General features: G+C 73.2%; 26 protein-coding genes and 1 tRNA gene. 10 read left to right on the top strand and 17 right to left on the bottom strand.

The window, feature by feature from the left end:
• Positions 1-25: 25 nt before the first annotated feature.
• The 3 genes from ACK8OX_RS15760 to ACK8OX_RS15770 are packed head-to-tail and all read right to left on the bottom strand — an operon-like array spanning position 26 to position 2,021.
• On the bottom strand, positions 26-970 hold the full coding sequence (locus ACK8OX_RS15760) for a bifunctional riboflavin kinase/FAD synthetase (RefSeq protein WP_430665147.1): 945 nt from the start codon (positions 968-970) through the stop codon (positions 26-28).
• Positions 970-1,563 (bottom strand): TIGR00730 family Rossman fold protein, encoded by a 594-nt coding sequence (locus tag ACK8OX_RS15765; RefSeq protein ID WP_430665148.1) that lies wholly within the window; start codon positions 1,561-1,563, stop codon positions 970-972. Before ACK8OX_RS15765 ends, ACK8OX_RS15760 begins: the two co-directional genes overlap by 1 nt.
• A complete protein-coding gene (locus tag ACK8OX_RS15770) occupies positions 1,560-2,021 on the bottom strand; it encodes a MaoC family dehydratase (protein WP_430665149.1) in 462 nt (153 codons plus the stop codon). The genes ACK8OX_RS15765 and ACK8OX_RS15770 overlap by 4 nt, the downstream gene beginning before the upstream one ends.
• Before the next feature lie 131 nt (positions 2,022-2,152).
• Here ACK8OX_RS15770 and ACK8OX_RS15775 point away from each other — a divergent pair, with 131 nt between their 5' ends.
• From ACK8OX_RS15775 to ACK8OX_RS15795, 5 genes are read left to right on the top strand one after another with little or no spacing between them, the layout of a single operon-like run.
• Positions 2,153-3,280: a M20 family metallopeptidase gene (locus ACK8OX_RS15775; RefSeq protein ID WP_430665150.1), complete on the top strand. Its 1,128-nt coding sequence runs from the start codon at positions 2,153-2,155 to the stop codon at positions 3,278-3,280.
• Positions 3,281-3,286: 6 nt separating this feature from the next.
• The gene (locus tag ACK8OX_RS15780; protein ID WP_430665151.1) at positions 3,287-3,613 is read left to right on the top strand and encodes a YnfA family protein; all 327 of its coding nucleotides are present in this window, start codon (positions 3,287-3,289) and stop codon (positions 3,611-3,613) included.
• Between the two features lie 47 nt (positions 3,614-3,660).
• The gene (kdsA, locus tag ACK8OX_RS15785) at positions 3,661-4,497 is read left to right on the top strand and encodes a 3-deoxy-8-phosphooctulonate synthase (RefSeq protein WP_430665152.1); all 837 of its coding nucleotides are present in this window, start codon (positions 3,661-3,663) and stop codon (positions 4,495-4,497) included.
• Between the two features lie 10 nt (positions 4,498-4,507).
• Positions 4,508-5,233, top strand: a complete 726-nt coding sequence (locus ACK8OX_RS15790) for a 3-deoxy-manno-octulosonate cytidylyltransferase (protein ID WP_430665153.1) — start codon at positions 4,508-4,510, stop codon at positions 5,231-5,233.
• Positions 5,230-6,204: a KpsF/GutQ family sugar-phosphate isomerase gene (locus tag ACK8OX_RS15795; RefSeq protein ID WP_430665154.1), complete on the top strand. Its 975-nt coding sequence runs from the start codon at positions 5,230-5,232 to the stop codon at positions 6,202-6,204. Before ACK8OX_RS15790 ends, ACK8OX_RS15795 begins: the two co-directional genes overlap by 4 nt.
• A 5-nt stretch (positions 6,205-6,209) precedes the next feature.
• Here the strand turns inward: ACK8OX_RS15795 and ACK8OX_RS15800 are convergent, their stop codons facing one another.
• The 3 genes from ACK8OX_RS15800 to ACK8OX_RS15810 form a co-directional block, all read right to left on the bottom strand.
• A complete protein-coding gene (locus ACK8OX_RS15800) occupies positions 6,210-7,538 on the bottom strand; it encodes an ABC transporter permease (RefSeq protein ID WP_430665155.1) in 1,329 nt (442 codons plus the stop codon).
• Between the two features lie 112 nt (positions 7,539-7,650).
• Entirely contained in the window at positions 7,651-8,403 is a 753-nt protein-coding gene (locus ACK8OX_RS15805) for an ABC transporter ATP-binding protein (protein ID WP_430665156.1), read from the bottom strand.
• Complete coding sequence (locus ACK8OX_RS15810) at positions 8,403-10,067, bottom strand: efflux RND transporter periplasmic adaptor subunit (RefSeq protein ID WP_430665157.1); 1,665 nt, start codon at positions 10,065-10,067, stop codon at positions 8,403-8,405. The genes ACK8OX_RS15805 and ACK8OX_RS15810 overlap by 1 nt, the downstream gene beginning before the upstream one ends.
• Positions 10,068-10,179: 112 nt before the next feature.
• Between ACK8OX_RS15810 and ACK8OX_RS15815 the strand changes: the two genes are divergently transcribed.
• The 3 genes from ACK8OX_RS15815 to ACK8OX_RS15825 all read left to right on the top strand — a co-directional run bounded on the left by ACK8OX_RS15815 (position 10,180) and on the right by ACK8OX_RS15825 (position 12,559).
• Positions 10,180-11,109, top strand: a complete 930-nt coding sequence (locus ACK8OX_RS15815) for a 2-dehydropantoate 2-reductase (RefSeq protein ID WP_430665158.1) — start codon at positions 10,180-10,182, stop codon at positions 11,107-11,109.
• Positions 11,106-11,975, top strand: coding sequence for an aldose 1-epimerase family protein (locus ACK8OX_RS15820; protein WP_430665160.1), 870 nt, complete (start codon positions 11,106-11,108; stop codon positions 11,973-11,975). The genes ACK8OX_RS15815 and ACK8OX_RS15820 overlap by 4 nt, the downstream gene beginning before the upstream one ends.
• A 113-nt stretch (positions 11,976-12,088) precedes the next feature.
• Complete coding sequence (locus tag ACK8OX_RS15825; protein ID WP_430665162.1) at positions 12,089-12,559, top strand: hypothetical protein; 471 nt, start codon at positions 12,089-12,091, stop codon at positions 12,557-12,559.
• A 216-nt stretch (positions 12,560-12,775) separates the two neighbouring features.
• Here the strand turns inward: ACK8OX_RS15825 and ACK8OX_RS15830 are convergent, their stop codons facing one another.
• Positions 12,776-13,423: a CoA transferase subunit B gene (locus ACK8OX_RS15830; protein ID WP_430665163.1), complete on the bottom strand. Its 648-nt coding sequence runs from the start codon at positions 13,421-13,423 to the stop codon at positions 12,776-12,778.
• Between the two features lie 14 nt (positions 13,424-13,437).
• A complete protein-coding gene (locus ACK8OX_RS15835) occupies positions 13,438-14,175 on the bottom strand; it encodes a CoA transferase subunit A (RefSeq protein WP_430665164.1) in 738 nt (245 codons plus the stop codon).
• A 138-nt stretch (positions 14,176-14,313) separates the two neighbouring features.
• On the opposite strand from ACK8OX_RS15835, the gene ACK8OX_RS15840 reads away from it, so the two are divergent.
• Positions 14,314-14,389 (top strand) — tRNA-Ala (locus tag ACK8OX_RS15840).
• Between the two features lie 100 nt (positions 14,390-14,489).
• Here the strand turns inward: ACK8OX_RS15840 and ACK8OX_RS15845 are convergent.
• The 6 genes from ACK8OX_RS15845 to ACK8OX_RS15870 all read right to left on the bottom strand — a co-directional run bounded on the left by ACK8OX_RS15845 (position 14,490) and on the right by ACK8OX_RS15870 (position 21,384).
• Complete coding sequence (locus tag ACK8OX_RS15845; RefSeq protein ID WP_430665165.1) at positions 14,490-14,852, bottom strand: hypothetical protein; 363 nt, start codon at positions 14,850-14,852, stop codon at positions 14,490-14,492.
• Between the two features lie 116 nt (positions 14,853-14,968).
• Positions 14,969-16,849 (bottom strand): potassium transporter Kup, encoded by a 1,881-nt coding sequence (locus ACK8OX_RS15850; protein ID WP_430665166.1) that lies wholly within the window; start codon positions 16,847-16,849, stop codon positions 14,969-14,971.
• 127 nt (positions 16,850-16,976) lie between these two features.
• Positions 16,977-17,765, bottom strand: a complete 789-nt coding sequence (locus ACK8OX_RS15855) for an amino acid ABC transporter ATP-binding protein (RefSeq protein ID WP_430665167.1) — start codon at positions 17,763-17,765, stop codon at positions 16,977-16,979.
• A gap of 48 nt (positions 17,766-17,813) precedes the next feature.
• Positions 17,814-18,956 (bottom strand): amino acid ABC transporter permease, encoded by a 1,143-nt coding sequence (locus tag ACK8OX_RS15860; protein ID WP_430665168.1) that lies wholly within the window; start codon positions 18,954-18,956, stop codon positions 17,814-17,816.
• Positions 18,957-18,960: 4 nt separating this feature from the next.
• On the bottom strand, positions 18,961-20,166 hold the full coding sequence (locus tag ACK8OX_RS15865; protein ID WP_430665169.1) for an amino acid ABC transporter permease: 1,206 nt from the start codon (positions 20,164-20,166) through the stop codon (positions 18,961-18,963).
• 156 nt (positions 20,167-20,322) lie between these two features.
• Positions 20,323-21,384, bottom strand: coding sequence for an amino acid ABC transporter substrate-binding protein (locus tag ACK8OX_RS15870; protein WP_430665170.1), 1,062 nt, complete (start codon positions 21,382-21,384; stop codon positions 20,323-20,325).
• A 221-nt stretch (positions 21,385-21,605) separates the two neighbouring features.
• On the opposite strand from ACK8OX_RS15870, the gene ACK8OX_RS15875 reads away from it, so the two are divergent.
• Entirely contained in the window at positions 21,606-22,535 is a 930-nt protein-coding gene (locus ACK8OX_RS15875) for an ornithine cyclodeaminase family protein (protein WP_430665171.1), read from the top strand.
• Between the two features lie 31 nt (positions 22,536-22,566).
• Here ACK8OX_RS15875 and ACK8OX_RS15880 read toward each other — a convergent pair whose 3' ends face one another.
• From ACK8OX_RS15880 to murJ, 3 genes are read right to left on the bottom strand one after another with little or no spacing between them, the layout of a single operon-like run.
• The gene (locus ACK8OX_RS15880; RefSeq protein ID WP_430665172.1) at positions 22,567-23,190 is read right to left on the bottom strand and encodes a hypothetical protein; all 624 of its coding nucleotides are present in this window, start codon (positions 23,188-23,190) and stop codon (positions 22,567-22,569) included.
• A gap of 28 nt (positions 23,191-23,218) precedes the next feature.
• Complete coding sequence (locus ACK8OX_RS15885) at positions 23,219-25,060, bottom strand: transglycosylase domain-containing protein (RefSeq protein WP_430665173.1); 1,842 nt, start codon at positions 25,058-25,060, stop codon at positions 23,219-23,221.
• A gap of 50 nt (positions 25,061-25,110) precedes the next feature.
• The gene (gene murJ / locus ACK8OX_RS15890; RefSeq protein WP_430665174.1) at positions 25,111-26,649 is read right to left on the bottom strand and encodes a murein biosynthesis integral membrane protein MurJ; all 1,539 of its coding nucleotides are present in this window, start codon (positions 26,647-26,649) and stop codon (positions 25,111-25,113) included.
• Between the last annotated feature and the right edge of the window lie 116 nt (positions 26,650-26,765).

Genomic DNA, 26,765 nt, shown 5'->3' on the forward strand with positions numbered 1-26,765 from the left:
GCCGTCCCGCCCGCGCCACGGCGCGTCAGGGCCGCGGCGGCATCCCCGCCAGGGCCCGCCGCGCCTCCGCCGCATCGGCGGCGATCGCGGCCTTCAGCGCGTCCAGCCCGTCGAACCGCGCATCCGGCCGCAGGAAGGCGTGCAGCCGCACCGCGATCTGCTGGCCGTAGAGGTCGCCCGACCAGTCGAACAGATGCACTTCCAGCCGCGTCACCGGGTCGCCGCCCAGCGTCGGCCGGCGGCCGACATTGGCAACCCCCGGCACCACGGACCCGTCCGCCAGCCGCACCGTGACGGCGTAGACCCCGCGCGCCGGCTCCAGCTGGCGGCCGAGCAGGATGTTGGCCGTCGGCCAGCCGAGCTCGCGGCCCAGCCGGTCGCCGTGGAAGACCTCGCCATGCAGGTCCCAGTCGCGGCCGAGCTTGGCGGCGGCGCGCCCAGGGTAGCCGTCCTGCAGCACGCGGCGGATGCTGGTGGAGGAGATCGGCCCCTCCTCGTCCACCACGGGCGGCACGATGGTCAGGCCGATGCCGCGCGCCTCCGCCTCACGCGTCAGGAAGGGGACATCGCCGCCGCGGCGGTGGCCGAAGGCGAAATCCGCCCCGCAGGCCAGGTGGCGCGCGCCGATGCCCCGGTGCAGCACCTCCTCCACGAAGGTCTCGGCCGGCATCGCGGCGAGCGCGGCGTCGAAGGGGATGGCGTAGACCACCGCCACGTTCAGCGCGCCGAGCGCGGCGGCCTTGGCGGGCAGCAGGGTCAGGCGGAAGGGCGGGTCCTCGGGGCGGAAATGCTCCCTCGGATGCGGCTCGAAGGTCAGGGCGGCGAGCGTCAGGTCGGGCCGCGCCGCATGCGCCGCGCGCAGCACCGCGGCGTGGCCGAGATGCACGCCGTCGAAATTGCCGAGCGCGACGGTGGCGCCGCGCAGCGCCGGCGCCAGGTCGCGCCAGTCCTGGACGATGGCCGGCGTCATCACACCTGCTCGGGGCGCAGCCAGACCTGGGTGCCGGGCGGGGGCGCGAAGGCGGCGAGCAGGTCGATCGCCTCCGCCACCGTCGCCGCGCGCATCGCCAGCGGGCGCTGCGCGGGGCGGATGAAGCCTTCCTCCACCATCCGGTCGAGCGCGCCGAGGAAGGGGCCCCAGTAGCCCTCGACATCCACGAAGACGACGCCCTTCGCCTGGATGCCGAGCTGCGCCCAGGTCAGCGCCTCCACCGCCTCCTCCAGCGTGCCGAAGCCGCCGGGCAGGACGATGAAGCCGTCCGACAGGTTGGCCATCATCGCCTTGCGCTCATGCATCGTGTCGACGACATGCATCTCCACGCCGCCGCCATGCCCGACTTCCCGCTTCAGCAGGCCGTGGGGGATCACGCCGATCACCTCCGCCCCGGCTTCGAGCGCCGTGTCGGCGGCGATGCCCATCAGCCCGACCGCGCCGCCGCCATAGACCAGTCCGATGCCGCGCCGCGCCACTTCCCGCCCGAGCTCGCGCGCGGCCTCGGCATAGGCAGGGCGGGCGCCGGGGGCGGAGCCGCAGAAGACGCAGACGCGGCCGAGCGTCCTCACTCCGCCGCCTCCGCCGGGACGGTGCGGGCGGCGAGCGCCGCGCGGGAGGGGACGGCGACCAGCGCCTCGCCCTCCAGCACCGGCTCGCCCTTCACGCAGCAGACGGTGCGCAGCGTCGCGCGGTGCTTCTCCGCGTTCAGCGCGGTGATCTCGACCGTCGCGGTCACCGTGTCGCCGATGCGGACCGGCTTCCGGAAGCGCAGCGACTGCGACATGTAGATGGTGCCCGGCCCGGGCAGCTGCGTGCCCATCACCTTGGTGATCAGCCCCGCGGCCAGCATCCCGTGGGCGATGCGTTCCCCGAAAATGGAGCCCTTGGCGTATTCCTCGTTCAGGTGCATCGGGTTGGTGTCGCCGGTCACCGCGGCGAACAGCACGATGTCGGCTTCCGTGATGGTCTTGCCGAAGGAGGCCTTCTGGCCGACGGACAGGTCCTCGAAGAAGCAGCCCTCGGACATGCGGGAACCCCTGCTGCGATGCGGCAAACCCTTCCGTTAGCCGCGCGGCGCCGGGCGGGCAAGGGGCGGCATGGACAAGGCCCCGCGGGCTTGCGAGAAGGCCGGCCTTCGCAGCCCCGGACCCCTGCCGCATGCCCGTCACCGAACTCGGCTCCTCCGACCGCATCCTCGCGGAGCTCCGCAGCTGGGTGGAGGCCGAGACGCCGACCACCGACGCGGGCGCCGTGAACCGCCTGGTGGATCGCTGCGAGGCGGAGCTGCGCGCGGTGGGCGGCTGCGTCACGCGCCTGCCGGGCCGGGACGGCTTCGGCGACACGCTGATGTGCCACACGCCGGGGGAAGGCGCGCCGGTCGTCGTGGCGGGCCACCTCGACACCGTGTGGGACCACGGGACGCTCGCGACCTCGATGCCCTGGCGGGTGGATGGCGCGAAGGCGCATGGCCCGGGCATCTACGACATGAAGGCGGGCAGCTTCTTCGCCTTCCATTCGGTGCGGGAGATCCTGCGCCAGAAGGTCCGCACCAGGCGCCCCGTCACGCTGCTGCTGACGCCTGACGAGGAGGTCGGCAGCCCGACCAGCCGCGGGCCGATCGAGCAGGCCGCCCGCGGCGCGCGCGCCGTGCTGATCCCCGAGCCCGCCGGCGCGGGCGGCGCCTGCGTCACCGCCCGCAAGGGCGTGGGCCGCTTCGACATCCAGGTCCATGGCGTCTCGGCCCATGCCGGCGGCAACTGGCAGGACGGGCGCAGCGCGGTGGTGGAGCTTGCGCGGGTCATCCTGGCCATCCACGGCATGACGGACCTGGCCGCGGGCATCACCACCAATGTCGCGCCGATCCGCGGCGGCACGCGGCCGAACGTGGTCCCGCCGGAAGCGGGCTGCGAGGTGGACCTGCGGGTGCCCACCATCGCGCTGGGCGAGGAGCTGGAGGCCCGGATCCTCGGCCTCGCGCATGAGACGGACGGCATCCGGGTGGTGGTGACCGGCGGCATGAACCGCCCGCCCTTCGCCCAGACGCCGGAGATCGTCGCGCTCTACGACCAGGCGAAGGCGCTGGCCGCGCGCCATGGCTACGACCTGCCGACGCAGCACCGCGGCGGCGGTTCGGACGGCAACTTCACCGCGGCGCTCGGCGTGCCCACCCTGGACGGCCTGGGCTGCACCGGCGCGGGCGCGCATGCGCCGCATGAGCACATCCTGTGGAACGACCTGGCACCGCGCTGCGCCACGCTGTGTGCGCTGCTGGAGGAGATCGGGTAGCGGCCGATGCGCGGCGCCGCCTTCTACGGGCTGGCGGCGCTGGCCGAGATCGCGGGCTGCTACGCGGTCTGGGCGGTGGTGAAGCTGGGCAAGCCGGCCTGGTGGCTGCTGCCGGGGATGCTGTCGCTGGCGGCCTTCGCCTGGGCGCTGGCGCAGGTGGAGGCGGCCTTCGCCGGGCGCGCCTTCGCGGCCTATGGCGGCGTCTACATCGCCGCTTCCCTCGGCTGGATGTGGGCGGTGGAGGGCGCGCGGCCCGACCGCTTCGACCTGCTGGGCACGGCGCTCTGCCTCGGCGGGACAGCGGTGGTCCTGTTCGCGCCGCGGGGCGGATGACCCGCCCGCATTGAGGTGCGGCGCCCGACGGGCTAGACCCCGCGCCCATGACATCCCCTCCCGCCACGGTGGCCGTCGGTCCGGTCCGGATCGCCAACCACCTGCCCATCGCGCTGATCGCCGGCCCCTGCCAGATGGAATCCCGCGCCCATGCGCTGGAGACGGCGCAGGCGCTGAAGGAGATCGCGCTGCGGCGGCGGATCGGCCTGATCTACAAGACGAGCTTCGACAAGGCGAACCGCACCAGCGGCAAGGCGGCGCGCGGCATGGGCATGGCCGCCGCCCTGCCGGTCTTCGCCGAGATCCGCGACAGCCTCGGCCTGCCCGTGCTGACCGACGTCCATGAATCCGCCCAGTGCGCCCCGGTGGCGGAGGTGGTAGACGTGCTCCAGATCCCCGCCTTCCTCTGCCGCCAGACCGATCTCCTGCTGGCCGCCGCCGCCACGGGCCGCGCGGTGAACGTCAAGAAGGGCCAGTTCCTCGCGCCGTGGGACATGAAGAACGTCGCCGCGAAGATCACGGAGGCCGGCAACCCGAATGTCCTGCTGACCGAGCGGGGCGCGAGCTTCGGCTACAACACGCTCGTCTCCGACATGCGCGCCCTGCCGATCATGGCGCGCGACACCGGGCTGCCGGTGATCTTCGACGCCACCCATTCCGTGCAGCAGCCGGGCGGGCAGGGCGCCTCCTCCGGCGGGCAGCGCGAATTCGTCGAGACGCTGGCGCGCGCCGCGGTCGCGGTCGGCGTCGCGGGCCTGTTCATCGAGACGCACCAGGACCCGGACCGCGCGCCTTCCGACGGGCCGAACATGGTGCCGCTCGCGCAGTTCGAGGCGCTGGTCGCGCGGCTGCAGGCGATCGACGCGCTGGTGAAGTCCTTCTGAGGGCGCGGCGGTGAACCCGATCGTCCTGATCCCCGCCCGCATGGCGGCGACGCGCCTGCCGAACAAGCCGATGGCCGATATCGGCGGCGACCCGATGATCGTCCATGTCTGGCGCCGCGCCGTGGAAGCCGCGATCGGCGAGGTGGTGGTCGCCACCGACAGCGACGCGATCGCCGCGGCGGTGGCGAAGGCCGGCGGCCGCGTGCAGATGACGCGCGCCGACCACCCCTCCGGCTCCGACCGCATCCACGAGGCGGTTTCGATCCTCGACCCCACCGGGCTGCACGACGCGGTGGTGAACGTGCAGGGCGACCTGCCGACGATCGCGCCGGCCACCATCCGCGCGGCGCTGGTGCCGCTGATGGACCCGGCCGTCGACCTCGCCACCCTGGTCGCGGAGATCACGCGGGAGGAGGAGAGGACGGCGCCGCAGGTGGTGAAGATGGTGGGCAGCGAACACGCGCCCGGCCGCTTCCGCTGCCTGTATTTCACCCGCGCCACCGCGCCGGCGGGGGAAGGGCCGCTGTGGCACCATATCGGGCTCTATGCCTGGCGCCGCGCGGCGCTGGCGCGTTTCGTGGCGCTGCCGCCCTCCGGCCTCGAACGGCGGGAGAAGCTGGAACAGCTGCGCGCGCTGGAAGCGGGGATGCGGATCGACGCCATCGCGGTGGATGCCGTCCCCCTCGGCGTCGACACGCCCGAGGACCTGGCCCGCGCGCGGGAGATGCTGGCGTGACGGAGGCGCAGCGCCGCGCCATCCTGCTGCGCACCGTCGCGCTGGAAGCCGATGGGCTGGCCGCGCTGCGGACCGCGCTGGAGGGCGAGCTCGGCGCGCGGGTGCTGGCGGCGGTCGATGTCATCCTGTCCCGCAGCGGGCGCGTCGTCGTCACCGGGATGGGCAAGTCGGGCCACATCGCGCGCAAGCTGGCGGCGACCATGGCCTCCACCGGCACCGCCGCGCTGTTCGTCCACCCGGCGGAGGCGAGCCACGGCGACCTCGGCATGATCACGCGGGAGGATGCGGTGCTCGCGCTGTCCTGGTCGGGGGAGGCGCCGGAACTCGCCGACATCATCGCCTATGCCCGCCGCTTCGACGTGCCGCTGGTGGCGCTGACCTCGCGCGCCGACAGCGCGCTGGGATCGGCCGCCGACATCTGCCTGGCGCTGCCGCGGATGCCGGAAGCCTGCCCGAACGGGCTCGCGCCCACCACCAGCACGACCATGCAGCTCGCGCTCGGCGATGCGCTGGCGATGTGCCTGCTGGAGGCGCGCGGCTTCTCGCCGCAGGATTTCCGGGACTTCCACCCGGGCGGCAAGCTCGGCGCCCGGCTGAAGCGCGCGCGGGACCTGATGCACGGTGCGGAGGAGCTGCCGCTGGTGCCGCGGGACGCGACGCTGCAGCAGGCGGTGGTCGAGATGACGTCGCGCCGCTTCGGCGTGACCGGCGTGGTGGACGCCGCGGGGGGGCTGGCTGGCGTGCTGACCGATGGCGACCTGCGCCGCGCCTTTCAGAAGGGCCTGGCGCTGTCCGCCCCGGTGGCGGAGGCGATGACCCGCAACCCCCGCACCGCGACGCCGGAGGCGCTGGCCGCCGACCTGCTCGGCATCATGAACGAGGCGCGGATCACCAGCCTGTTCGTCGTGGCGGGCGAGCGGCCGGTGGGCATCCTCCACCTGCACGACCTGCTGCGCGCAGGTGTGGTGTAGCGGGGCTATTCCGACCGCAGCGCCTGGATCGGGTCGAGCCGCGCCGCGCGCCGCGCCGGCCAGAAGCCGAAGAACAGGCCAGTGAAGCCGGAGACGGCGACCGCCAGCGCCACCGCGTCCCACTGCACCAGCACCGGCCAGCCCGCGGCGCCCGCCATCAGGTGCGACACGCCGATGCCGCCCGCCACCCCCGCCGCGCCGCCGAGCAGCGCGAGCATCACCGCCTCCAGCAGGAACTGCCACAGGATGTCGCGCCGCCGCGCGCCGATCGCGAGCCGCAGCCCGATCTCCCGCGTGCGCTCCGTCACGCTCACCAGCATGATGTTCATCACGCCGATGCCGCCCACCAGCAGCGACACGGCGGCCACCGCGGCCAGCAGGGTGGAAAGCGTGCGCGCCGAGGCGTCGCGCGTCGCCGCGATCTCGGCGAGGTTGCGGATCTGCACGCTGTCGGCCTCGTTCGCCGCCACGCGGTGACGCTGGCGGAACAGGGCGCGCAGCGCGTCCTCCACCTCCTTCAGGTCCTCGCCCTCATGCACCTTGACGCTGATGACGTTGACCGCGCGGAACCAGGCCCGCGACGCGCCCATCACCGATCGCCGCGCGGTCCAGAAGGGCATCATCACCGCGTCGTCCTGGTCGGTGCCGACCGGGCTCTGCCCCTTGCGGGCCAGCACGCCGATCACCTCGAAGGGGGTGGCGCGGACGCGGATCTCGCGCCCCACCGGGTTCTCCTCGCCGAACAGGTTCTCGGCCACGGTGGCGCCGAGCAGGATGACCTTGCGCCCGCCATTCGCCTCCTCCGGCGTGAAGAAGCGGCCCTCGGCCACCGTCCAGTCATGCGCGGCGAAGTATTCGGGATCGACCCCCTGGACGAGGGTGGACCAGTTCTGGTTGCCCGCCACCACCTGCTGCGTGGCGCGGATCGAACCAGCCGCGACCTCCACCGCCGGGATGTCGCGCTCGATCGCGCGGACATCGTCCCAGGTGAGGTTCTGCCGCCCGCCCGCGCCCAGACGCACGCCGCCCACATTGGCGCTGCCGGGCACCACCAGCAGCAGGTTCGACCCGAGCGACTGGATCTGCCGCATCACGGCTTCCCGCGCGCCCGCGCCGACGGCGACCGTGGCGATGACGGCCGCGACGCCGATGAAGATGCCGAGCGCGGTGAGGATGGCGCGCATCTTGTTTGCCGCCAGCGCCGCGACCGCGCTCCGCAGCGCCTCCGCCGGGTCCATGCCGACGCGCGTCGGCGGCAGCGGCGGCAGCACGCCCGCCCGTGCGGCCGGCGTCGCCGGGGGGTCCGCGACCGTCGTCCTGACCGGCGCGTTCATGCGGCGCCCCCCGCGCGCCGGTCCGCGCGCGCCTTCACGCGAACTTCTCCCCGCGCGTCGTCATGCGACCCTCTCCCCGCGCGTCGTCACGCGACCCTCTCCCCGCGCGTCGTCACGCGACCCTCTCCCGCGGGGCGTCGGACCGGAGGTCCAGCAGCGCCTGGCCCGCATCCCGCGGCACCTGCCCCGCATCGCCCACCAGCCGCCCGTCGCGGAAGCGCAGCGTGCGGGCGGCGAAGCGCGCCACGTCGGCGTCATGCGTCACCATCAGCACCGCGACGCCGGCGCGGTTCAGCCCCTGGAACAGCGCCATGATCTCGAGCCCGGTCCAGGAATCCAGCGCCCCCGTCGGCTCATCCGCAAGCAGCAGGTCGGGGGAGTTCACCAGCGCGCGCGCGATCGCCACCCGCTGCTGCTGCCCGCCCGAGAGCTGCGTCGGCCGGTGGCCCATCCGGTCGCCGAGGCCGACGAGGTTCAGCGCCGCCGCCGCACGGTCGCGGCGCAGCCGGCGCGGCACGCCGCGATAGATCATCGGCAGCTCCACATTGCCCAGCGCATCGACGCGCGGCAGCAGGTGGAAGGACTGGAACACGAAGCCGAGCCGGCGCGACCGCAGCTCCGCCAGCCGGTCGGCCGACAGCGTCGCCGTGTCCTCTCCCGCCAGCAGGTAGCGGCCGGAACTCGGCCGGTCGAGGCAGCCGACCAGGTTGAGGAAGGTGGACTTGCCCGAGCCGGACGGGCCCATCGCCGCCACGAAGCTGCCCGGCGCGATGTCGACCGTCACGTCCTGCAACGCGGCGACCACCTCGTCCCCCGCCGGGTACAGGCGGGTCAGCGCCTCCGTGCGGATCAGCGGCGCGCCCATCAGAAGGGCCGGATGCCGCCGGGCGGCGGGGCGGCGGCGCTGCGCTGGGCGGTGCCGCGCTCCGTCCCGACCACCACCCGCATCCCCTCCTCGAGGCCGGAGAGCACCTCCGTCACCGTCCCGTCGGTCAGGCCGGTCCGCACCGCGACCGCGCGCGGCGCGGCGCCGTCCTCGTCCACCACATGGACCGTGCCGGCGGTGCCGCGGCTGCCCGCGCCGGCCCGCAGCTCCGCCAGCCGCGCCCGCTGCTCGGCGGTCAGCACGGCGTTGAAGCGCGCGATCAGGCGCTGGCGGGCCGCCTGCTGCTGCTGGCGCCGCGCCTCGGCATCCTGGGGCAGGGCGGCCATGCGGTCCCGCAGTTCCTGCTGGGCGGCCGCGATCTCCTGCCGCTGCGAGGGGGTGAGGTCCGGCAGCTCGCGCAGCGCCTGCTCCACCGGGCCGCCGGTCGCGGGCGCCGCGCTCTCGGCGGCCGCCGCGCCGGGCGGGCGCCAGCGCAGCGCGGCGTTCGGCACGCGCACCGCGTCGCGCCGCTGGTCGGTGACGATGCGCATCGTGGCCGTCATGCCCGGCAGCATCCGCCCGCCGACATTGGCGGCGCTGACCACCACCGTGTAGGTCACGACGTTCTGCACCGTGGTGGGCGACAGCCGGATCTCCTTCACCGCGCCGCGCAGGTTCACGCCGGGATGGGCGGCCACCGTGAAGGTCACCTCCTGCCCGGCGCGGATGCGGCCGATGTCGCTTTCGTCCACCGTCGCCCAGACCTCCATCTCGTCGAGGCTGGCGGCCACCATGAACAGGATCGGCGCCTGCAGGCTGGCCGCGACAGTCTGGCCGAGATCGACGTTGCGGGACACCACCACGCCGTCGATCGGCGCGCGGATCGTCGCATTCGCCAGGTCCACCTCCACCTGCTGGAGCTGCGCGGCGCGCTGCGCCTGCGCCGCCTCGGCCGCCGCGACCTGCGCCGCGGCGGTGCGGGTCGCGGCCTCGGCGCCGAGGATCGTCGCCTCCTGCTGGGCGACATTCGCGCGCGCCGTCGCGGCTTCCGCCCGCAGGCGCTCGGCGGCGAACTGCGCGCGCGACAGGTCGCGTTCGGCGTTCACGCCGCGGGCCCGCAGCTCCGCCGCGCGGCGGAGCTCGGCCTCGGCGTCGCGGGCCTGGGCGTCGGCGGCGTCGACGCGGGCGCGGGCGGCCAGCAGCTGCGCGCGGGCGGAGACGAGGTCCGTCTCCGCCTTCTCGCCCTGGGCGCGGGCGACGAGCACGGCGGCGGTGGCCGATTGCAGGTCGGCCGCCGCCGCGGCCTGGCGCGCCAGGATGGTGCGGGTGTCGAGCCGGGCCATCTGTTCGCCGGCGCGGACGCGGCTGTTGAAATCGGCGTTCAGCTCCCGGATCTGGCCGGAGAGCTGGCTGCCGACCTGCACCGAGACCACCGGGTTCACCGTGCCGGTCGCCGCCACCACCGCGGTGACGGCGCCGCGATCCGTCTCCGCCAGGCGCAGCCGCGGGCCATCGGCGGTAGCGCCCCCGGCCCAGCCCGGCAGCCAGGACCGGTCGGGCGCCCAGCCGGCCGGGATCCACCCCTGCGCCTGGGGCGTGGTCGCCCACCAGCCGGTCGCGACCAGCAGGGCGAGGGGAAGCAGCAGAAGCGGGCGGCGGGGCATCGGGCGGTATCCTGTCCGCACAGATGTAACGCGCGTATGTCGGCCGCGCATCGGGGATTTCCGCCCGCGCCCGCGCCCCCTAGAAGGCAGTCCTTGGGGGAGTGACCTGCGGATGCGGATGCTGGTGCTGGGGGCGGGGGCGCTCGGCGGCTATTTCGGCGGCCGGGCGCTGGAGCGGGGGATGGAGGTCGCCTTCCTCGTCCGGCCGCGCCGGGCCGCGCAGCTGGCGGCCGACGGGCTGGTGGTGGAAAGCCCGCTCGGCGACATCCGCCGCCCCGTCGCGACGCTGGCCGAGGCCGGGCCCGGCTTCGATGTCGTGCTGCTGTCCTGCAAGGCCTATGACCTGGACGGCGCGATCGCCGCCATCCGCCCGGCGGTGGAGGCCGGCGCGCGCGTGCTGCCGGTGCTGAACGGCCTGGCCCACATGGAGGCGCTGAACGCCGCCTTCGGGCCCGACCGCGTCTGGGGCGGGCTTGCGAAATGCGCCGCCACGCTGACGCCGGCAGGCGTGGTGCGGCACCTGGGCGACTGGCGCTGGCTGACCTTCGGCGAGCAGGACGGGCGGATGGACGGGCGCGCCGCCGCCTTCGCCGCCGCGCTCGGCGCCTCGCCCGGGCTGGTGGCGGAAGCGGTGCCCGACATCGCGCGCCGCATGTGGGAGAAGCTGGTGCATCTGGGCACCGTCGCGGCCGGCACGGTGCTGCTGCGCGCGAGCGTGGGCGAGATCGTCCGCGCCGGCGGGCAGGGCTTCCTGCTGGCGCTGCTGGACCGCAACGCGGCGATCGCCGCGGCGCATGGGCACCCGATGACGGACGGGTTCATGGCGCAGTACCGCGCCCTGTTCTCGGATGCCTCCAGCACCTACACCGCATCCATGCTGCGGGACCTGGAAGGCGGCGGGCGGACCGAGGCCGACCACATCCTGGGCTGGCTTGCCGATGCCGCGCGGCGGGCGGGCGTGGACCCGGCGCTGCACGACCTCGCGCATCTGCACGCCCGCGCGCATGACCAGCGCCGCGCCGCCGGAAGGCTGCCGTCGTGACGGAACGCGTCACCCTCTCGGCCCGCGGCGTGACCGCGCAGGTGAAGGCGCTGGGGGCGGAGCTGTGCAGCCTGAAGGATGCGGGCGGGCGCGAATTCCTGTGGCAGGCGGGCCAGGCCTGGCCGCGCCACGCGCCGATCCTGTTCCCGGTGGTCGGGCGGCTGCACGACGACGCGCTGGACTTCGGCGGGCAGCACTACCCGATGGGCCAGCACGGCTTCGCGCGCGACCTGCCCTTCCGCCTGGTGGAGCAGCGGGCCGACAGCGCCCGCTTCCTGCTGGCCGACAGCGAGGCGACCTGGGGCGCCTATCCCTTCCCCTTCCGGCTGGAGGTCGCCTATGCGCTGCGGCGCAACACGGTCAGCATCGGCTGGAGGATCGACAACCCCGGCGAGACGCTGCTGCCCTGTTCGATCGGCGCGCATCCCGCCTTCCGCTGGCCGCTGCCCGGCGCCGGCAGCAAGCCCGCCCACCGCATCGAGTTCGAACAGGACGAGACGCGGCCGGTCTATCGCCCCGGCGCGGACGGGCTGCTCGACCCCACCCCGCGCGAACTGCCGCTGAACGGCCGCAACCTCGGCCTGCGGGAGGAGCTGTTCGCCGAGGGCGCGCTGGTCCTCCTCGACCCCGCCAGCCGTCACCTGCGCTACTGCGCGCCGGGCGCGCCGGCGGTGGAGCTGGCCTGGCAGGGGATGGGGCAGCTCGGGCTCTGGATGAAGCCGGGCGGAGACTTCCTCTGCATCGAGCCCTGGGCGGGACATGCCGACATCCAGGGCTACCGGGTGGAGGCCTGGCACAAGCCGGGGATGCTGATGATCGGCCCGGGCGAGAGCCGGCATTTCGCGCACCGCATCACGCTGGACTGAACGGCGGCGGCCGTGGCGGGGCGGACGGCGGGCCGTGGAACATCGCTTGTGCGGGGGGCGCGGGGCGGCCATGTTGACGGCCGTTTGATCGCATCTCTCCGGGATTCGCGCCGATGCGCCGCCTTCTGAGCCTTGCCCTGCCGGCCGTCCTGCTCGCCGCGCCGGCCTCCGCCCAGCACTGGAACGACTCCGGCCCCGGGCGGGACCTGCTGAGCTCCACCATCACCGAGTTCGACAGCTTCCGCCAGCGCGCGCCGCAGCAGCCCGGCTTCGCCGCGCCCGGTGCCGCGCCGCAGCAGCAGGCGCGCGCGCCGATCCCGATCCTGGACTGGGTGCCGCCGCCGCCCGCGGCCGCAGCCCCCGCGCCGCGCCGCAGCGCCCCGCGGCGGGTCAGCCGCCCGCGCGCGCCGGACCCGGTGATGCGCGACCCCGCGCCGCTTCCGGCCGCGGCGCCCGTGTCCTCCGGCGGTGGCGACTGGGAAAGGTCGCTGTCCGAGCGCGAGCGGGAGCTGGACCGGCTGCGCCGCATCCTCGAGGAGGACCGGCTGCGCTACCAGCAGGCACGCCAGCCGCAGCTGCGCTGAGCGGGGCGCGGCGGGGGGGGCGCCGTCCCTCCCGGACCCTCCCTGCCAAGGGGCAGCGGCCCCTTGGAACCCATGAGTATCCAACGCCGAAGGGGGAGGGGGCTTCGGCCCCCTCCCCCTTCGGCGTTTAGGTCCCGAGGTCCAGGAGGCCGCTGCCTCCTGGCGGGTGGGGTCCGGGGAGGGCAGCGCCCTCCCCGCACGCGCCCCGAGCCCCGGTCAGGCCGCCACGGCGACCTTGTACTCGGCCTCGGTCTTCGCGCGGATCTCCGCCTCCGTCACGCCCGGCGCGCATTCCACCAGCCGCATCCCGCCCTCGCCCCGCTTGTCGATCGCGAAGACGCCGAGGTCGGTCACCACCATGTCCACCACGCGCCGTCCCGTCAGCGGCAGGTTGCACGCCTTCAGCAGCTTCGCGCTGCCGCCGGCGGTGTGCTCCATCAGCACGATCACCTTCTTCACGCCGGCCACCAGGTCCATCGCGCCGCCCATCCCCTTCACCATCTTGCCGGGGATCATCCAGTTGGCCAGGTCGCCGTCCTGCGAGACCTGGAGCGCGCCGAGGATGGACAGGTCGATATGCCCGCCGCGGATCATCCCGAAGGACTGGGCGCTGTCGAAGAAGCTGCTGGTCGGCAGCGCGGTGATGGTCTGCTTGCCGGCATTGATGAGGTCCGGGTCCTCCTCACCCTCATAGGGGAAGGGGCCGAGGCCGAGCATCCCGTTCTCGGACTGCAGCTGCACCGTCATCCCGGCGGGGACGTGGTTGGCCACCAGCGTCGGGATGCCGATGCCGAGGTTGACGTAGTAGCCGTCCTGCAGCTCTCGCGCCGCGCGGGCGGCCATCTGGTCGCGGGTCCAGGGCATGTCGCGTCTCCTCCTTACCGCGGCAGGTGGTCGGGGCCGGCGGCGGGTGCGGGGTGCTTCTGCACCGTCCGCTGCTCGATCCGCTTCTCGAAGCCGGCGGGCAGGGCGATCATCCGCTTCACGAAGATGCCCGGCGTGTGGATGTCGTCGGCGTCGATCTCGCCGGGGCGGACCAGGTGCTCCACCTGCGCCACGGTCACGCGCGCGGCGGTGGCCATGATGGGGTTGAAGTTCCGCGCCGTCTTCCGGTAGCGCAGGTTCCCCTCGTGGTCGCCCATATAGGCGTGGATGACGGCGAGGTCCGCGAAAAGCCCGCGTTCCATCACGTAGTGCTCGCCGTCGAATTCCCGCGTCTCCTTCCCCTCCGCCACCGCGGTGCCGTAGCCGGTCTTGGTGAAGAAGGCGGGTACGCCCGCGCCGCCCGCGCGGATGCGCTCGGCCAGCGTGCCCTGCGGGTTGAACTCGATCTCCAGCTCCCCGGCGAGGAATTGCTTCGCGAAGGTCGCGTTCTCGCCCACGTAGGAGCTGATCATCTTCCGGATCTGCCGCGTCTCCAGCAGCATCCCGAGGCCCACGCCGTCGATCCCCGCATTGTTGGAGATGACGGTGAGGTCCTTCACGCCGCTCTCGCGGATCGCCTCGATCAGCACGGAGGGAATGCCGCAGAGGCCGAAGCCGCCGGACATGACCGTCATGCCGTCCTTGAGCAGGCCGGCGAGTGCGGCCTTCGCATCCGGGTGGATCTTGCGCATGGCGCGCCGCCGCTCCTGTGGATCGAGGGGGTGGGATCGGGCGGCAAACTACTGGCGCGGAGAAGCATGCGAAAGAGGGGCGGGGCGGTCTTGCGCGTCCCGCGCGCGGGGGTTATACGGCCGGCCTCCCAAGACTGCGGGGCCATAGCTCAGTTGGGAGAGCGCTTGAATGGCATTCAAGAGGTCGTCGGTTCGATTCCGATTGGCTCCACCAGTTCGAAGGGCGTCCGCCGCAAGGCGGGCGCCCTTTTCGCTTGCGGGCTTTCTTCGCCCGGCATCGCCTGAAGGGGCGCCGGGCGGGCGGCGCCGCGGGGTCAGGTGACGCCCACCACCCGCCAGGCGGATTCGCGCCCGTCCGGGCCGCGCAGCGTCAGCACCTCGCCGGGGCGGAGCCCGCCGCCGAGATGGCAGAGCCGATGCGACGGGACGTCCGGATCGGCCGAGAAGCGCAGCATCCAGCCATCCTCGTCATGCAGCACCTCGCCCGCCTGGGGCGGCGCATCGGACAGGTGCAGCGCCGTCGGCCAGGGGGCGGGGTCGTCCTGCCAGGCCTGGGCATCGGGCATGTTCCCGGGATCGAGCGCGACCGAGAACTCGATCCTCTCGCCCTGCGCGCCGGGCGCGCCGGGTTCCCAGGCCCTCGCCAGGGTCACCTGCCTGAGCTGCGCCGCCGTCACGCCCGCACACCCTCCTCCTGTCATCCCGCCGGGGCGCAACGCGACCCCCGCCCGGCGGTTCAGGCAGCATAGGTGCGTCCGGCCGCGCGGCGCAAAGCCGGGTTGGGCACGGCGGGTCAGATCGCGACGCGGACGCCCAGCTCGACCACGCGGTCGGACGGGATACGGAAGAATTCGGTGGCGGAGAGCGAGTTGCGGCTGAGCAGCGTGAACACCCATTGCCGCCAGCGCGACATCTTCGGCACGGCGGCCGCCACCACCGTCTCCCGCCCCAGGAAGTAGCTCGCCTGCATCGGCTCGAACGGGATGCCGAGGTCGCGGAGCGATTCCAGCTCGCGCGGGATGTGGGGGCTTTCCTGGAAACCGTAGCGCAGGATGATGCGGTGGATGTCGGGGGCGAGTTCCGTCACCTCGCGCCGCTGCTCCCTCGCCACGCGGGGGATGTCCTCGTTGACGACGGTGACGAACATGACGCGCTGGTGCAGCACCTTGTTGTGCTTCAGGTTGTGCAGCAGCGCGCCGGGCACGAAATCCGCCTGGCCGGTCATGAAGACCGCGATGCCGGGCACCCGCGTCGTGCGGCTCTGCGGCAGGCGGGCGAGGAAGGACTTCAGCGGCAGGCTGTCCTGCCGGAAGCGGGCGAACAGCAGTTCCCGCCCCTGCTTCCAGGTCAGCATCAGCATGAAGGTGAGGATGCCGAGCAGCAGCGGCACGTAGCCGCCTTCGGGGATCTTGAGCGCGGTCGAGGCGAAATAGGCGATGTCGAGCAGCAGCAGCGGCACGAAGACGCCGAGCGCGAGCGGCAGCGACCAGCCGAACTGCCGGTGGAAGACGACGAGCGCGAGGACGGAAGTGCAGAGAAAGGTGCCCGTCACCGCCAGCCCGTAGGCGCCCGCCAGGCTGTCGCTGTTCTTGAATTCCAGCACCAGGATCACGACGCCGATCAGCAGCATCATGTTGACCTGCGGCATGTAGATCTGGCCCTGCTCCGTCTCGCTCGTGTGGACCACCTGCAGCCGCGGCAGGAAGCCGAGCTGGACGCATTGCCGCGCGATGGAGAAGGCGCCGGAGATCATCGCCTGGCTCGCGATGATGGTGGCCGCCGTCGCCAGCACCACCAGCGGCAGGCGGAACCATTCGGGCGCGAGGAAGAAGAAGGGATTCTCCAGCGCCGCCGGGTCGGCCAGCAGCAGCGCCCCCTGGCCGAAATAGTTGAGCGCGAGCGCCGGCAGCACGAAGCTGACCCAGGCCAGCTGGATCGGCCGGCGGCCGAAATGCCCCATATCGGCATAGAGCGCCTCCGCCCCCGTCACCGCGAGCACGACGGAGCCGAAGGCGATGAAGGCGGCGAGCCTGTAATGCGCGCAGAAGGCGATGGCGTGGTGGGGGGAGAGCGCGACCAGCACGCCGGGCTCCCGCACCACCTCGATCAGGCCGAGCAGGCCGATGGTGGCGAACCACAGCGCGCAGATCGGCCCGAAGACGCGCCCCATGCTCTCCGTGCCCTTCCACTGCACGAGGAACAGCGCGAGCAGGATGCCGAGCGCGATGGGGATCACCGCCTCCTCGAAATGCGGGGAGATGACCTTGAGGCCCTCCACCGCCGAGAGGACGGAGATGGCCGGGGTGATGATGCCGTCGCCGAAGAACAGGCTGGCGCCCGCGATGCCGACCAGCGCCACCACCCAGCGCCCCCGCGCCGAGCGCACGTTGCGTTGGGCCAGTGCCATCAGCGCCAGGATGCCGCCTTCGCCGCGGTTGTCGGCACGCAGCACGAAGGTGACGTATTTCACCGTGACGGTGAGGACGAGGGACCAGAAGATCAGGCTCAGCAGGCCCAGGATCTCCCAGCGTTCGACGCCGTCGGCCGAGAAATGCAGCAGCGCCGCCCGCATGGCGTAGAGCGGGCTGGTGCCGATGTCGCCGTAGACGACGCCGAGCACGGCGAGGAGGGCGGCCGCGGTGATCGGGCGGTCGGCCGCAGGGGGGTGGCTCAAGGATGCGCTCCGGCAGCGGAACGCCGATACGCATAGGGCGGCAGGCGGTTGCAGCGCAAGCGGAGGCCTGCGTGCGTGAGGGCCGCCTCCGGCGCCCGTCCGCGGGCGCCGGGGCGGGGCGGGGCCGTCAGTGCCCGCGGAGGATCTGCGACAGGAACAGCTTCAGGCGGTCGGTCCGCGGGTTGCTGAACAGCGACTCCGGCTCCCCGCTCTCCACGATCTCGCCCTGGTCCATGAAGACCACGCGGTCGGCGACCTGGCGGGCGAAGCCCATTTCGTGCGTCACGCAGATCATCGTCATGCCGGTGCCGGCCAGCATCACCATGGTGTCCAGCACTTCCTTGATCATCTCGGGGTCGAGCGCGCTGGTCGGCTCGTCGAACAGCATGATCTTCGGCTTCATGCAGAGCGCGCGGGCGATGGCGACACGCTGCTGCTGCCCGCCCGAGAGCTGGCCCGGATACTTCTTCGCCTGTTCCGGGATGCGCACCCGGGTCAGGTACTCCATCGCCAGCTCCTCCGCCTCGCGCTTCGGCATGCGGCGCACCCAGATGGGCGCGAGCGTGCAGTTCTCGAGGATGGTGAGGTGGGGGAACAGGTTGAAGCTCTGGAACACCATGCCGACCTCGCGGCGGATGGCGTCGAGCGAGCGGAGGTCGTCCGACAGCTCGATCCCGTCGACCGAGATGCGGCCCTCCTGGTGCTGTTCCAGGCGGTTGATGCAGCGGATCAGCGTGGACTTGCCGGAGCCCGAGGGGCCGCAGACCACCACCCGTTCGCCGGTGGCGACCTGGAGGTTCACGTCGCGCAGGACGTGCAGCGCGCCGAACCACTTGTTGACGTTCTCCAGCACGATGGCCGGCGGCGCGTCGGTCCGCACCGCGGAGGCGACATGCGCCGTCATGGTCTCACTCATTCGAAGTCCCCCTGTCTCCCGGCGAGCGCGCGAACGATCCCACGGCGGTTACCTCCGCCTGTGCCTGTTCAGGTCGCGCTCCAGATCCTGGCTGTACTTGCTCATGGCGAAGCAGAACACGAGGTAGATGACGCCGACGGTGACGTAGACCTCGACGCCGAAGCCCTGCCATGCGGGCTCCACGATCGCGGTCTTGCCGGCCGTCAGCAGGTCGAAGATGCCGATGATCAGCACCAGCGACGTGTCCTTGAAGAAGCCGATGAAGGTGTTGACCAGCGGCGGGATCACCAGCCGCAGCGCCTGCGGCAGGATGATGAGCCCGGTCTTCTGCCAGTAGGACAGGCCGAGCGCCTCGGCCGCCTCGTACTGGCCGCGCGGCAGCGCCTGCAGGCCGGCGCGCACCACCTCCGCCAGGTAGGCGGCGGCGAACAGCGTGATGGCCACCTGCGCGCGCAGCAGCTTGTCGATGTTCATGCCTTCCGGCAGGAACAGGGGGAACATCACGCTGGCCATGAACAGCAGGCTGATCAGCGGCACGCCGCGGATCAGTTCCACGTAGAGCACGCAGAGCACCTTGATCGCCGGCAGCCGCGACCGGCGGCCGAGCGCGACGAGGATGGCCAGCGGGAAGGCGAAGGCGAGGCCGAAGGTGGACAGGATCAGCGTGATGGGCAGCCCGCCCCAGCGTTCCTGCGGCACGAAGGAAAGGCCGAACACCCCGCCCCACATCAGCACGCCGATCAGCGTCAGCGTCGCCGCCCAGATCGGGATGAGCCGCCAGTTCCAGAAGCGCCGCATGGCCGAGATGACGTAGAGCGCGACGAACAGCAGGCAGACCAGCGCCGGGCGCCAGTGTTCCTCGTACGGGTAGGTGCCGAACAGGATGAAGCGGTGCTTTTCCGTGATCACCGCCCAGCAGGCGCCGACGCCCTTGATGTCGCGGCAGGCCTGGGTCTGCGGCTGGTTGCCCTGGAAGGGGACCGACCAGATGGCGTTGACGAAGGCCCAGTCGATGAAGCCCAGCGTCCAGCGCACGATCAGGTAGCCCAGCGCCAGCGTCACGGCCGTCGACAGCCAGGAGGAGAACAGGTTCTGCCTCGCCCAGGCGACCGCCCCGGTGGTGGCCACCGGGGCCTTGCGGGGCGCCGCCTCCGGCGATCCGGCGGCGGCGTTCAGCGTGATCTCGCTCATCGTCTCAGCGCTCCACCAAGGCGATACGCGCGTTGTACCAGTTCATGAACAGCGAGATCGACAGGCTGATCGTCAGGTAGACCAGCATGATGATTGCGATGCCCTCGATCGCCTGGCCGGTCTGGTTCAGCGTCGTGTTGGCGATGCTGACGATGTCCTGGTAGCCGATCGCGACCGCGAGCGAGCTGTTCTTGGTCAGGTTCAGGTACTGCGAGGTCATCGGCGGCACGATCACGCGCAGCGCCTGGGGCAGCACGATCTTGCGCAGGATCTCGCCGCGCTTGAGGCCGAGCGCCTGCGCCGCCTCCCACTGGCCCTGGTTCACCGCCAGGATGCCGGCGCGCACGATCTCCGCGATGAAGCCCGCGGTGTAGGTGACGAGGCCGATCAGCAGCGCGAAGTATTCCGGGCTGACGGTGACGCCGCCGCGGAAGTTGAAGCCGCGCAGCGCCGGGATGTCCGGCGTGAAGGGCGCGCCGAAGGCCGCCCAGACCGCAAGCGGAAGGCCGATGATGAGCGCGATCGCCGCCGGCCAGACCTTGCGCGGCTGGCCGTCGGCATACTGCCTCGCCCGCATGACGCGCGCATAGAGAAAGGTCAGCACGATCCCGGCCACCATCGCGGCCAGCGACCACCAATGCGCCTCGGTCCATTCGATCCAGGGGAGCTTCATGCCGCGGTTGGAGAGGAACACGCCCTCCACCGGGTTGATCGCCTGGCGCGGCCCGGGCAGGCCCTGCAGGATCGTGTACCAGAACAGCAGTTGCAGCAGCAGCGGCAGGTCGCGGATGACCTCGACATAGACGCCCGCGATCTTCGACAGCAGCCAGTTGCCCGACAGCCGCGCGATGCCGACGGCGGTGCCCAGCAGCGTCGCCAGGATCACGCCCACCACCGCCACCTTCAGCGTGTTCAGCACGCCGACGATCAGGGCGCGCAGGTAGGTGTCGGTCGGCTCGTAGGGGACCAGCGCCTCGCCGATCGGCAGCCCGGCTTCCCGCGTCAGGAAGCCGAAGCCCGTGGCGATGCGGCGGACTTCCAGGTTGTGGACGGTGTTGGACCAGAGCCACCACACCACCGTGCCGATCAGCCCGACGACGATGACCTGCCAGACGATGCCGCGCAGCCTCTCATCCGACCAGGACAGGCGGATGGGGCGCTTCGGCGGGCCTGCGCTGGCCAGGCGCGGATCGGCGGTCGAACTGGACATCGGCTTCCCTGTCTTTCAGCACGCGGCCGGGACGGTTGGTTCCCCCCGGGATGCGGCAGGGCCCACCGGGCCCCGCCAGCCACGCCCCCGCCAGCGGCGAGCCTGCCGGGGCGGTCATGGCAAGGACGGGGCCGCACGGGGCGGCCCCGCCCGGTCTCACCGGAAGGGAGGGCCGTACTGCAGGCCGCCCGGCTGCGTCCACAGCCCGTTCGGGCCGCGCTGCAGGCCGATCGGGCCGAGGTTGCGGTCGAAGATCTCGGCGTAGTTGCCGAGGGCGCGGATGATGTTGCCCATGAAGGCGTTGTCCACGCTCAGCATCCGGCCGAGGTCGCCGCTGCGGCCGAGCAGGCGCTGCACGTCGGGGCGCGCGTCGTTGGCGGTGGCCTGTGCCACGTTCTGCGACGTGATGCCCAGTTCCTCGGCATTGATCAGGCCGAAATGGATCCAGCGCAGCAGGTCGGCGAAGCGCTGGTCGCCATGGCGCACCAGCGGGCCGAGCGGCTCCTTCGAGATCACGTCGGGCAGGATCGTGTGCTCCGCCGGGCGCGGCTGCGCCGAACGCGTGGCGGCCAAGCCGGACACGTCGGTGGTGTAGGCGTCGCAGCGGCCGGCGACATAGGCCTGCACCACTTCCTCCAGCCGCTCGATCACGACCGGGGTGAAGCGGATGCGGTTGGCGCGGGCCCAGTCGGTCAGGTTCTGCTCGGTCGTCGTGCCGGGCTGGACGCAGATGGTGGCGCCTTCCAGTTCCCGCGCGGTGCGCACGCCGGTCGAGGCCTTCACCATGAAGCCCTGGCCGTCATAGAAGTTGATGCCGGTGAAGTCGAAGCCCAGCGAGGTGTCGCGCGACAGCGTCCAGGTGGTGTTGCGCGCCAGCATGTCCACTTCGCCCGACTGCAGCGCGGTGAAGCGGTTCTGCGCGGTGGTCGGCACGTAGCGGACGCGGTTGGCGTCGTTCCACAGCGCCACCGCGACGGCGCGGCAGTAGTCCACGTCGAAGCCGCGCCACACGCCCTGGCTGTCCGGCTGGGCGAAGCCGGCAAGGCCGGTGTTGACGCCGCAGATGAGGTTGCCGCGTGCGCGGATCGCATCGAGCGTCGGCGAACCGCCGCCCGCGGGTGCCTGGGCCGGGGCCTGCGCGAAGACGGGGGCGGTCAGCGTGGCGGCCAGCGCAACGGCGCCGGCGGCACGGGTGAAGGCAAGGCGCAAGGCCTGCATCCGGAAATCTCCCTTTCGTTCCCTTGTCGGGCCCCGGCAGTCCGCCGGCACCCTTCCCTGTCTCCGGCGGCCATGCTGCGCCAGCCCTGCCGCCGGATCAACGCGATAAAGTTTCGCGGCGTCTCCCCTACTGTCAAACCGGTTGCGTGACCAGTCGGCCTCTTTGCCGGGCCCGCTCCAGGTGCGACAGGATGGCGGGGCGGAGCGGGACGGGGGGTCGGATGCGCATCATCGGGGCGGAGGAACTGCGCGGGCTGCTGCCCTGGCCGGCGCTGGAGGCGGCGCTGGAGCGGATGTTCCGCGACGGCTGCTCGGCGCCGCTGCGCCACCGCCACGCCCTGCCGCAGCCGGCCGCGCCGGAGGGGATGCTGCTGCTGATGCCGGCCTGGACCGCCGCCCATACCGGCGTGAAGCTCGTGCATGTCCTGCCCGGCAACGGCGCGCGCGGCCTGCCGGCGGTGCAGGCGGTCTATATGCTGTCAGATGGCGCGACCGGCGTGCCGCTCGCCCTGCTCGACGGCGGGGAGTTGACGGATCGGCGCACCGCGGCCGCAAGCACGCTGGCCGGCCGCTTCCTGGCGCGCCCGGACAGCAGCCGCCTGCTCGTGCTCGGCGCCGGCCGGGTGGCCGCGGCGCTGGCCGAGGCCTGGTGCGCGCGCTTCCCGATCCGCCGCGCCGCGATCTGGGCGCGCAACCCCGCGCAGGCGGAGGCGCTCGCGCAGCGCCTGCGCGCGCACGGCCTGCCGGCCGAGGCGGCCGCCACCCCCGACCCGCGCGGCTTCGACATCGTGTCCTGCGCGACGCTGTCCGAATCGCCGCTGCTGCGCGGGGCGGAGGTCGGGGCCGGCACGCATGTCGACCTCGTCGGCGCCTTCCGCCCCGCCATGCGGGAGAGCGACGGCGCGCTGCTGGCGCGCGCGACGCTGGTGGTGGACACCCGCGCGGGCGGCCTGGCGGAAGCGGGCGACGTCGTGCAGGCCATCGCGGAAGGCGCGATCGAGGCGTCGCATGTCGCGGCGGACATGGCGGAGCTGTGCCGCGGCGCCCATCCCGGCCGGCGCCGCGAGGAGGAGGTCACGGTCTTCAAGTCCGTCGGCTGGGCCGGCGAGGACCTGGCCGCGGCCGTGCTGGCCTTCGCCGGGACGCCCTGACGCGGGGGCAGGGGACCCCGGCGCGGAGGTCCTACGCCTTCGGCCAGACGAGCGCGGGCCCCGCTTCCAGCCGCCCCCCGGTCGCCCGTGCCGCATCGGACAGCAGCGCCGTCACCTCCGCCGTCGGCTCCCCGCCCGGCGGCATCGCCAGCACCAGCGCGACCTCCCCGCTCTCCGTGCGGTTCTCGAGCTTGGCGGCGATCCGCGCGCCGGGCGACATGCGCGGGCAGGCGTCCCGCACCAGCGACAGCAGCGCGAGGTCGAGTCGCGCGCGGTCCAGCCGCGCGTCCCAGATCCCCTCATGGGGCGCGACGTCGATGCCGTGCCGGGCGCCGAGCGCCACGCGCAGCAGGGGCAGCGCCTGCTTCAGCGCGGCGGCGGGGGAGACCACCTGTTCGTCCACGGGCGGCCGCCGCGCGGCGTCTAGGAAGCCGCGCATCGTCTCCTCCAGCCGCCGCGACGCCTCGATCGAGCGGTCGAGCTGCCGGCGCGGCGCGCCTTCCGCCACGGCCCGGCCCAGCAGTTCGAGATTCGAGGCCAGGACCATCATGGCGTTGTTGATCTCGTGCTGCACCGCGGGTGCGGTCAGGCGCAGCCGCTCATGCCGCAGGGCGGCCATCTGCTCGTGCCCCTGCGCGGCGGAATCCGTGTCCAACTCGATCGCTCCCAAGAACCTCGCTCCCTCAACCGGCAGCGGCGCGCGGCTCGGCGCCGATGCCTTCCAGTATCTCGCGGAACAGGCGGGCGGGCAGGCTGCCGCCGCGCACCTCCAACATCGCGCCGCCGTCATCGTTGCCCAGCCAGACGCCGATGACGAGCGGCCCCGCGATGCCGACGAACCAGGCATCGCGGAAATCCTGCGTCGTGCCGGTCTTGCCCGCCACCGCGCGGCCGCCCGGCGGCTGCGCGGCGCGGCCGGTGCCGCGCGCCACGGCCGCCTCCAGCATCCGGCGCATCTGGGCGGCGTGGTCGGCGCCCGTCGCCCGCGTCGCGGCGGGCGGCGCGACCGGCACCGCCCGCCCGCCCGCGCGGGCGGCGGCCAGGCCGCGGGGGCTGGGCAGCAGCCCGCCATTGGCGAAGGGGGCGAAGCCGGCGGTGAGTTCCAGCAGCGTCACCTCTCCGGTGCCGAGGGCGGTGGTGGCATCCCGCGGGAAGGGACCGGCCAGGCCGAAGCGGGCGGCCACCGCCGCCGCCTCCCGCGCGCCGCCGGCCCGCGCCAGCACGCGCACCGCGCTGGTGTTGACGCTGTGCGCCAGCGCGTCCTCCAGGCTGATCTCGCCGCGCGCCCGCCATTCGCCATTGCCCGGCGACCAGCCGCCGAGGTTGATCGGCGTGTCCCCCACCATGTCCGACGGCGCCGCCCCGCGTTCCAGGGCGGCGAGGAAGACGAAGGGCTTGAAGGCGGAACCCGGCTGCCGCCGCGCCTGGGTGGCGCGGTTGAACTGGCTCGCGCGGTAGTCCCGCCCGCCGGCCATGGCGCGGATGTTGCCGGTCGCGGCCTCCATCACCACCACCGCGCCCTGGCCGACGCGCAGCCGCGCGGCGGGGCCGGCCAGCAGCGCCTCCAGCCGCGCCTCCACCACCGCCTGCATCCGGAGGTCGAGCGTGGTGCGCAGCACCAGGTCCGCATTGCCGGGGAACCGGGTGCCGAGGTCGTCCATCACCCAGTCCGCGAACCAGCCCGAATCGCGCGACGGGCGCGGCGGGATGCGGATCTGCTCGGCCGCCAGCGCGGCTTCCCGCGGGGTGATGGCGCCGGTCTCGGCCATGGCGGCCAGCACCTCGGCCGCGCGGCCGGCCGCGGCCTCGGGGGCGGAGCGGGGGTTGAGGCGGGAGGGCGCCTTGGGCAGCCCCGCCAGGATGGCCGCCTGCCACAGGTTCACCCGCGCCGCCGGGACGCCGAAATAGAGCCGCGCCGCCGCATCCACCCCATAGGCGCCGGCGCCGAGATAGACGCGGTTCAGGTAGATCTCCAGCAATTCGTCCTTGCTGAACTTCCATTCCAGCCAGAGCGCGAGCAGCGCCTCCTGCGCCTTGCGGTGCAGGCTGCGCTCCGGCGTCAGGAACAGGTTCTTGGCCAGCTGCTGCGTCAGCGTCGACCCGCCCTGCGCGACGCGCCCCGTGCTCCAGTTCACCCAGGCGGCGCGGGCGATGCCCACCGGGTCGATGCCGGGATGGTCGCGGAAGCGCCGGTCCTCGATGGCGATGACGGCGGCGGGCAGGTGGGCGGGCAGGTCGCGCAGCCGCACGATCTCGCCATGCACGTCGCCCGAGGTGGCGATGATGCGCCCGTCCGCGGCTTCCAGCGTCACCCCGGGGCGGCGGGTCTGGGACAGGGCGATGTCCGCCCGCGGCAGGTCCCAGGTGAGCGCCAGCACCAGCGCCGCCAGCGCCAGCCCGCCCCAGATGGCCAGCAGCACCAGCCGGCGCAGCCAGCGCCAGGCGGCGCGCGGCGGCGCCGGGCGCGGGGGGGCGGGCGGGCTGGCGGGGGGGGCGGGCGCGGGCTTGCGGCCGATGCGGGACATCGGCGCCCGTCCTAGCACGTCCGCGCCGTCCGGCCCGCCCGTCCCGCGCGCTACTTCCGTCGGCGCATCATCCGCAGCGCCTCGCGCAGGTCGAGCCCGCCGAGCAGCTGCGCCGCGCCGAAATAGGCGACCAGCCCCGCCCCCACCAGCAAGGCCAGCGCCGCCAGCCGCGCCGCGCCGCCGGCCAGCGGGAAGATCGCCGCCTGCAGCACCAGCAGCACCGCCGCCATCACCGCCGCCGCGCCGAACAGCCGCGGCACCGCGCGGCGCAGCCGCCGGTCCGGCACCAGCCGCCCCCGCCGCATCAGCAGCCAGGCCAGCGCCGCCACGTTGCACCACGACGCCACCGAGGTCGCGAGCGCGATGCCGACATGCGACAGGTGGCGGGTCAGCACCAGGTTCAGCGCCAGGTTCAGCGCCACGACGCCGAGCCCGACCTTCACCGGCGTCGCCGTGTCGCCGCGGGCGAAGAAGCCGGGCGTCAGCGCCTTCACCAGCACGAAGGCCGGCAGCCCGAAGGCATAGGCGACGAGCGCGGCCGAGGTCGCGGCCGCCGCCGCCTCGTCGAAGGCGCCGCGCTGGAACAGCGCGCGGATGATCGGCTGCGGCACGGTGGCCATGGCGAAGGCCGCCGGCAGGGCGAAGGCGATCGTCAGCTCGATGGCGCGGTTCTGGCTGCGATGCGCCGACAGCGCCTGCCCGGTCCGCAGCTGGCGCGACAGCAGCGGCAGCAGCGCCGTGCCCACCGCCGCCCCGATGACGCCGAGCGGCAGCTGCGAGATGCGGTCCGCATAGTACAGATAGCTGACCGCCCCCGCCGGCAGGAGTGAGCCGATGACGATGCCGATCGCAAGGTTGAGCTGCGTCACCCCCGCGCCCACCAGCCCGGGCACCATCCGCCGCAGCACGCCCCGCACTTCCGGCGTCAGCCGCGGGCGCGACAGCGGGTTGATCGCCATCCCCGCCATCCGCGCCGCGGCGACCAGCATGGCCAGCTGCAGCACGCCCGAGGCCACGACCCCCCAGGCCAGCGCATGCGCCGGCGTCGCCACATGGGGCGTGAGGCCGAGCAGCGCCGCCATGGTCACCAGGTTGAACAGCACCGGCGCGGCCGCCGCGGCGCCGAAGCGGTCCATGCCGTTCAGCACGCCGGAGACGAGGGCGGCGAGGCAGATGAACAGCAGGTAGGGGAAGGTGATCCGCGTCAGCTCCACCGCCAGCGGGAAGCGCAGCGCCTCCCCCACGAAGCCGGGCGCCAGCACGAACAGCAGCTGCGGCATGAAGACGATGCCGAGCAGGACGAGCCCGCTGAGGCAGATGGTCATCAGCCCCGCCAGCGAATTGGCCAGCGCCCGGGCCCGGCCGGGGCCTTCCAGCGCGTAGCTGCCGGCGAAGGCGGGCACGAAGGCGGCGTTGAAGGCGCCTTCGCCGAACAGCTGGCGGAACAGGTTCGGCAGGCGCAGCGCCACGAAGAAGGCATCCGCCACCGGCCCGGCGCCGAGCTTCGCCGCGATCAGCATGTCGCGGGCGAAGCCCAGGATTCGGCTGGCCATGGTCCAGCCGCCGACGGTCGCGATGCTGCGGAGCATGGGCGGGGTGTAGCCCGCGGCCACGCCGGTTGGAATTGCCCCTTCCTGCCGCCGGGCAGGTTCAGGTGCCTGCCGGCCACCCGGCCGGTTCATGTGGAGGAAACGCCGCGCTGGCA

Origin of the sequence: Falsiroseomonas sp. CW058 (assembly GCF_050563535.1) — a bacterium.
In the GTDB taxonomy this organism is placed as follows: Bacteria; Pseudomonadota; Alphaproteobacteria; order Acetobacterales; family Acetobacteraceae; genus Falsiroseomonas.

Bases quoted from the DNA above. Each gene is read 5' to 3' on its own strand.
- ACK8OX_RS15760 (WP_430665147.1), bottom strand. From the start codon at position 970: ATGACGCCGGCCATCGTCCAGGACTGGCGCGACCTGGCGCCGGCGCTG.
- ACK8OX_RS15770 (WP_430665149.1), bottom strand. From the start codon at position 2,021: ATGTCCGAGGGCTGCTTCTTCGAGGACCTGTCCGTCGGCCAGAAGGCC.
- ACK8OX_RS15775 (WP_430665150.1), top strand. From the start codon at position 2,153: ATGCCCGTCACCGAACTCGGCTCCTCCGACCGCATCCTCGCGGAGCTC.
- ACK8OX_RS15780 (WP_430665151.1), top strand. From the start codon at position 3,287: ATGCGCGGCGCCGCCTTCTACGGGCTGGCGGCGCTGGCCGAGATCGCG.
- kdsA (WP_430665152.1), top strand. From the start codon at position 3,661: ATGACATCCCCTCCCGCCACGGTGGCCGTCGGTCCGGTCCGGATCGCC.
- ACK8OX_RS15800 (WP_430665155.1), bottom strand. From the start codon at position 7,538: ATGAACGCGCCGGTCAGGACGACGGTCGCGGACCCCCCGGCGACGCCG.
- ACK8OX_RS15805 (WP_430665156.1), bottom strand. From the start codon at position 8,403: ATGGGCGCGCCGCTGATCCGCACGGAGGCGCTGACCCGCCTGTACCCG.
- ACK8OX_RS15810 (WP_430665157.1), bottom strand. From the start codon at position 10,067: ATGCCCCGCCGCCCGCTTCTGCTGCTTCCCCTCGCCCTGCTGGTCGCG.
- ACK8OX_RS15815 (WP_430665158.1), top strand. From the start codon at position 10,180: ATGCGGATGCTGGTGCTGGGGGCGGGGGCGCTCGGCGGCTATTTCGGC.
- ACK8OX_RS15825 (WP_430665162.1), top strand. From the start codon at position 12,089: ATGCGCCGCCTTCTGAGCCTTGCCCTGCCGGCCGTCCTGCTCGCCGCG.
- ACK8OX_RS15830 (WP_430665163.1), bottom strand. From the start codon at position 13,423: ATGCCCTGGACCCGCGACCAGATGGCCGCCCGCGCGGCGCGAGAGCTG.
- ACK8OX_RS15835 (WP_430665164.1), bottom strand. From the start codon at position 14,175: ATGCGCAAGATCCACCCGGATGCGAAGGCCGCACTCGCCGGCCTGCTC.
- ACK8OX_RS15855 (WP_430665167.1), bottom strand. From the start codon at position 17,765: ATGAGTGAGACCATGACGGCGCATGTCGCCTCCGCGGTGCGGACCGAC.
- ACK8OX_RS15860 (WP_430665168.1), bottom strand. From the start codon at position 18,956: ATGAGCGAGATCACGCTGAACGCCGCCGCCGGATCGCCGGAGGCGGCG.
- ACK8OX_RS15865 (WP_430665169.1), bottom strand. From the start codon at position 20,166: ATGTCCAGTTCGACCGCCGATCCGCGCCTGGCCAGCGCAGGCCCGCCG.
- ACK8OX_RS15870 (WP_430665170.1), bottom strand. From the start codon at position 21,384: ATGCAGGCCTTGCGCCTTGCCTTCACCCGTGCCGCCGGCGCCGTTGCG.
- ACK8OX_RS15875 (WP_430665171.1), top strand. From the start codon at position 21,606: ATGCGCATCATCGGGGCGGAGGAACTGCGCGGGCTGCTGCCCTGGCCG.
- ACK8OX_RS15885 (WP_430665173.1), bottom strand. From the start codon at position 25,060: ATGTCCCGCATCGGCCGCAAGCCCGCGCCCGCCCCCCCCGCCAGCCCG.
- murJ (WP_430665174.1), bottom strand. From the start codon at position 26,649: ATGCTCCGCAGCATCGCGACCGTCGGCGGCTGGACCATGGCCAGCCGA.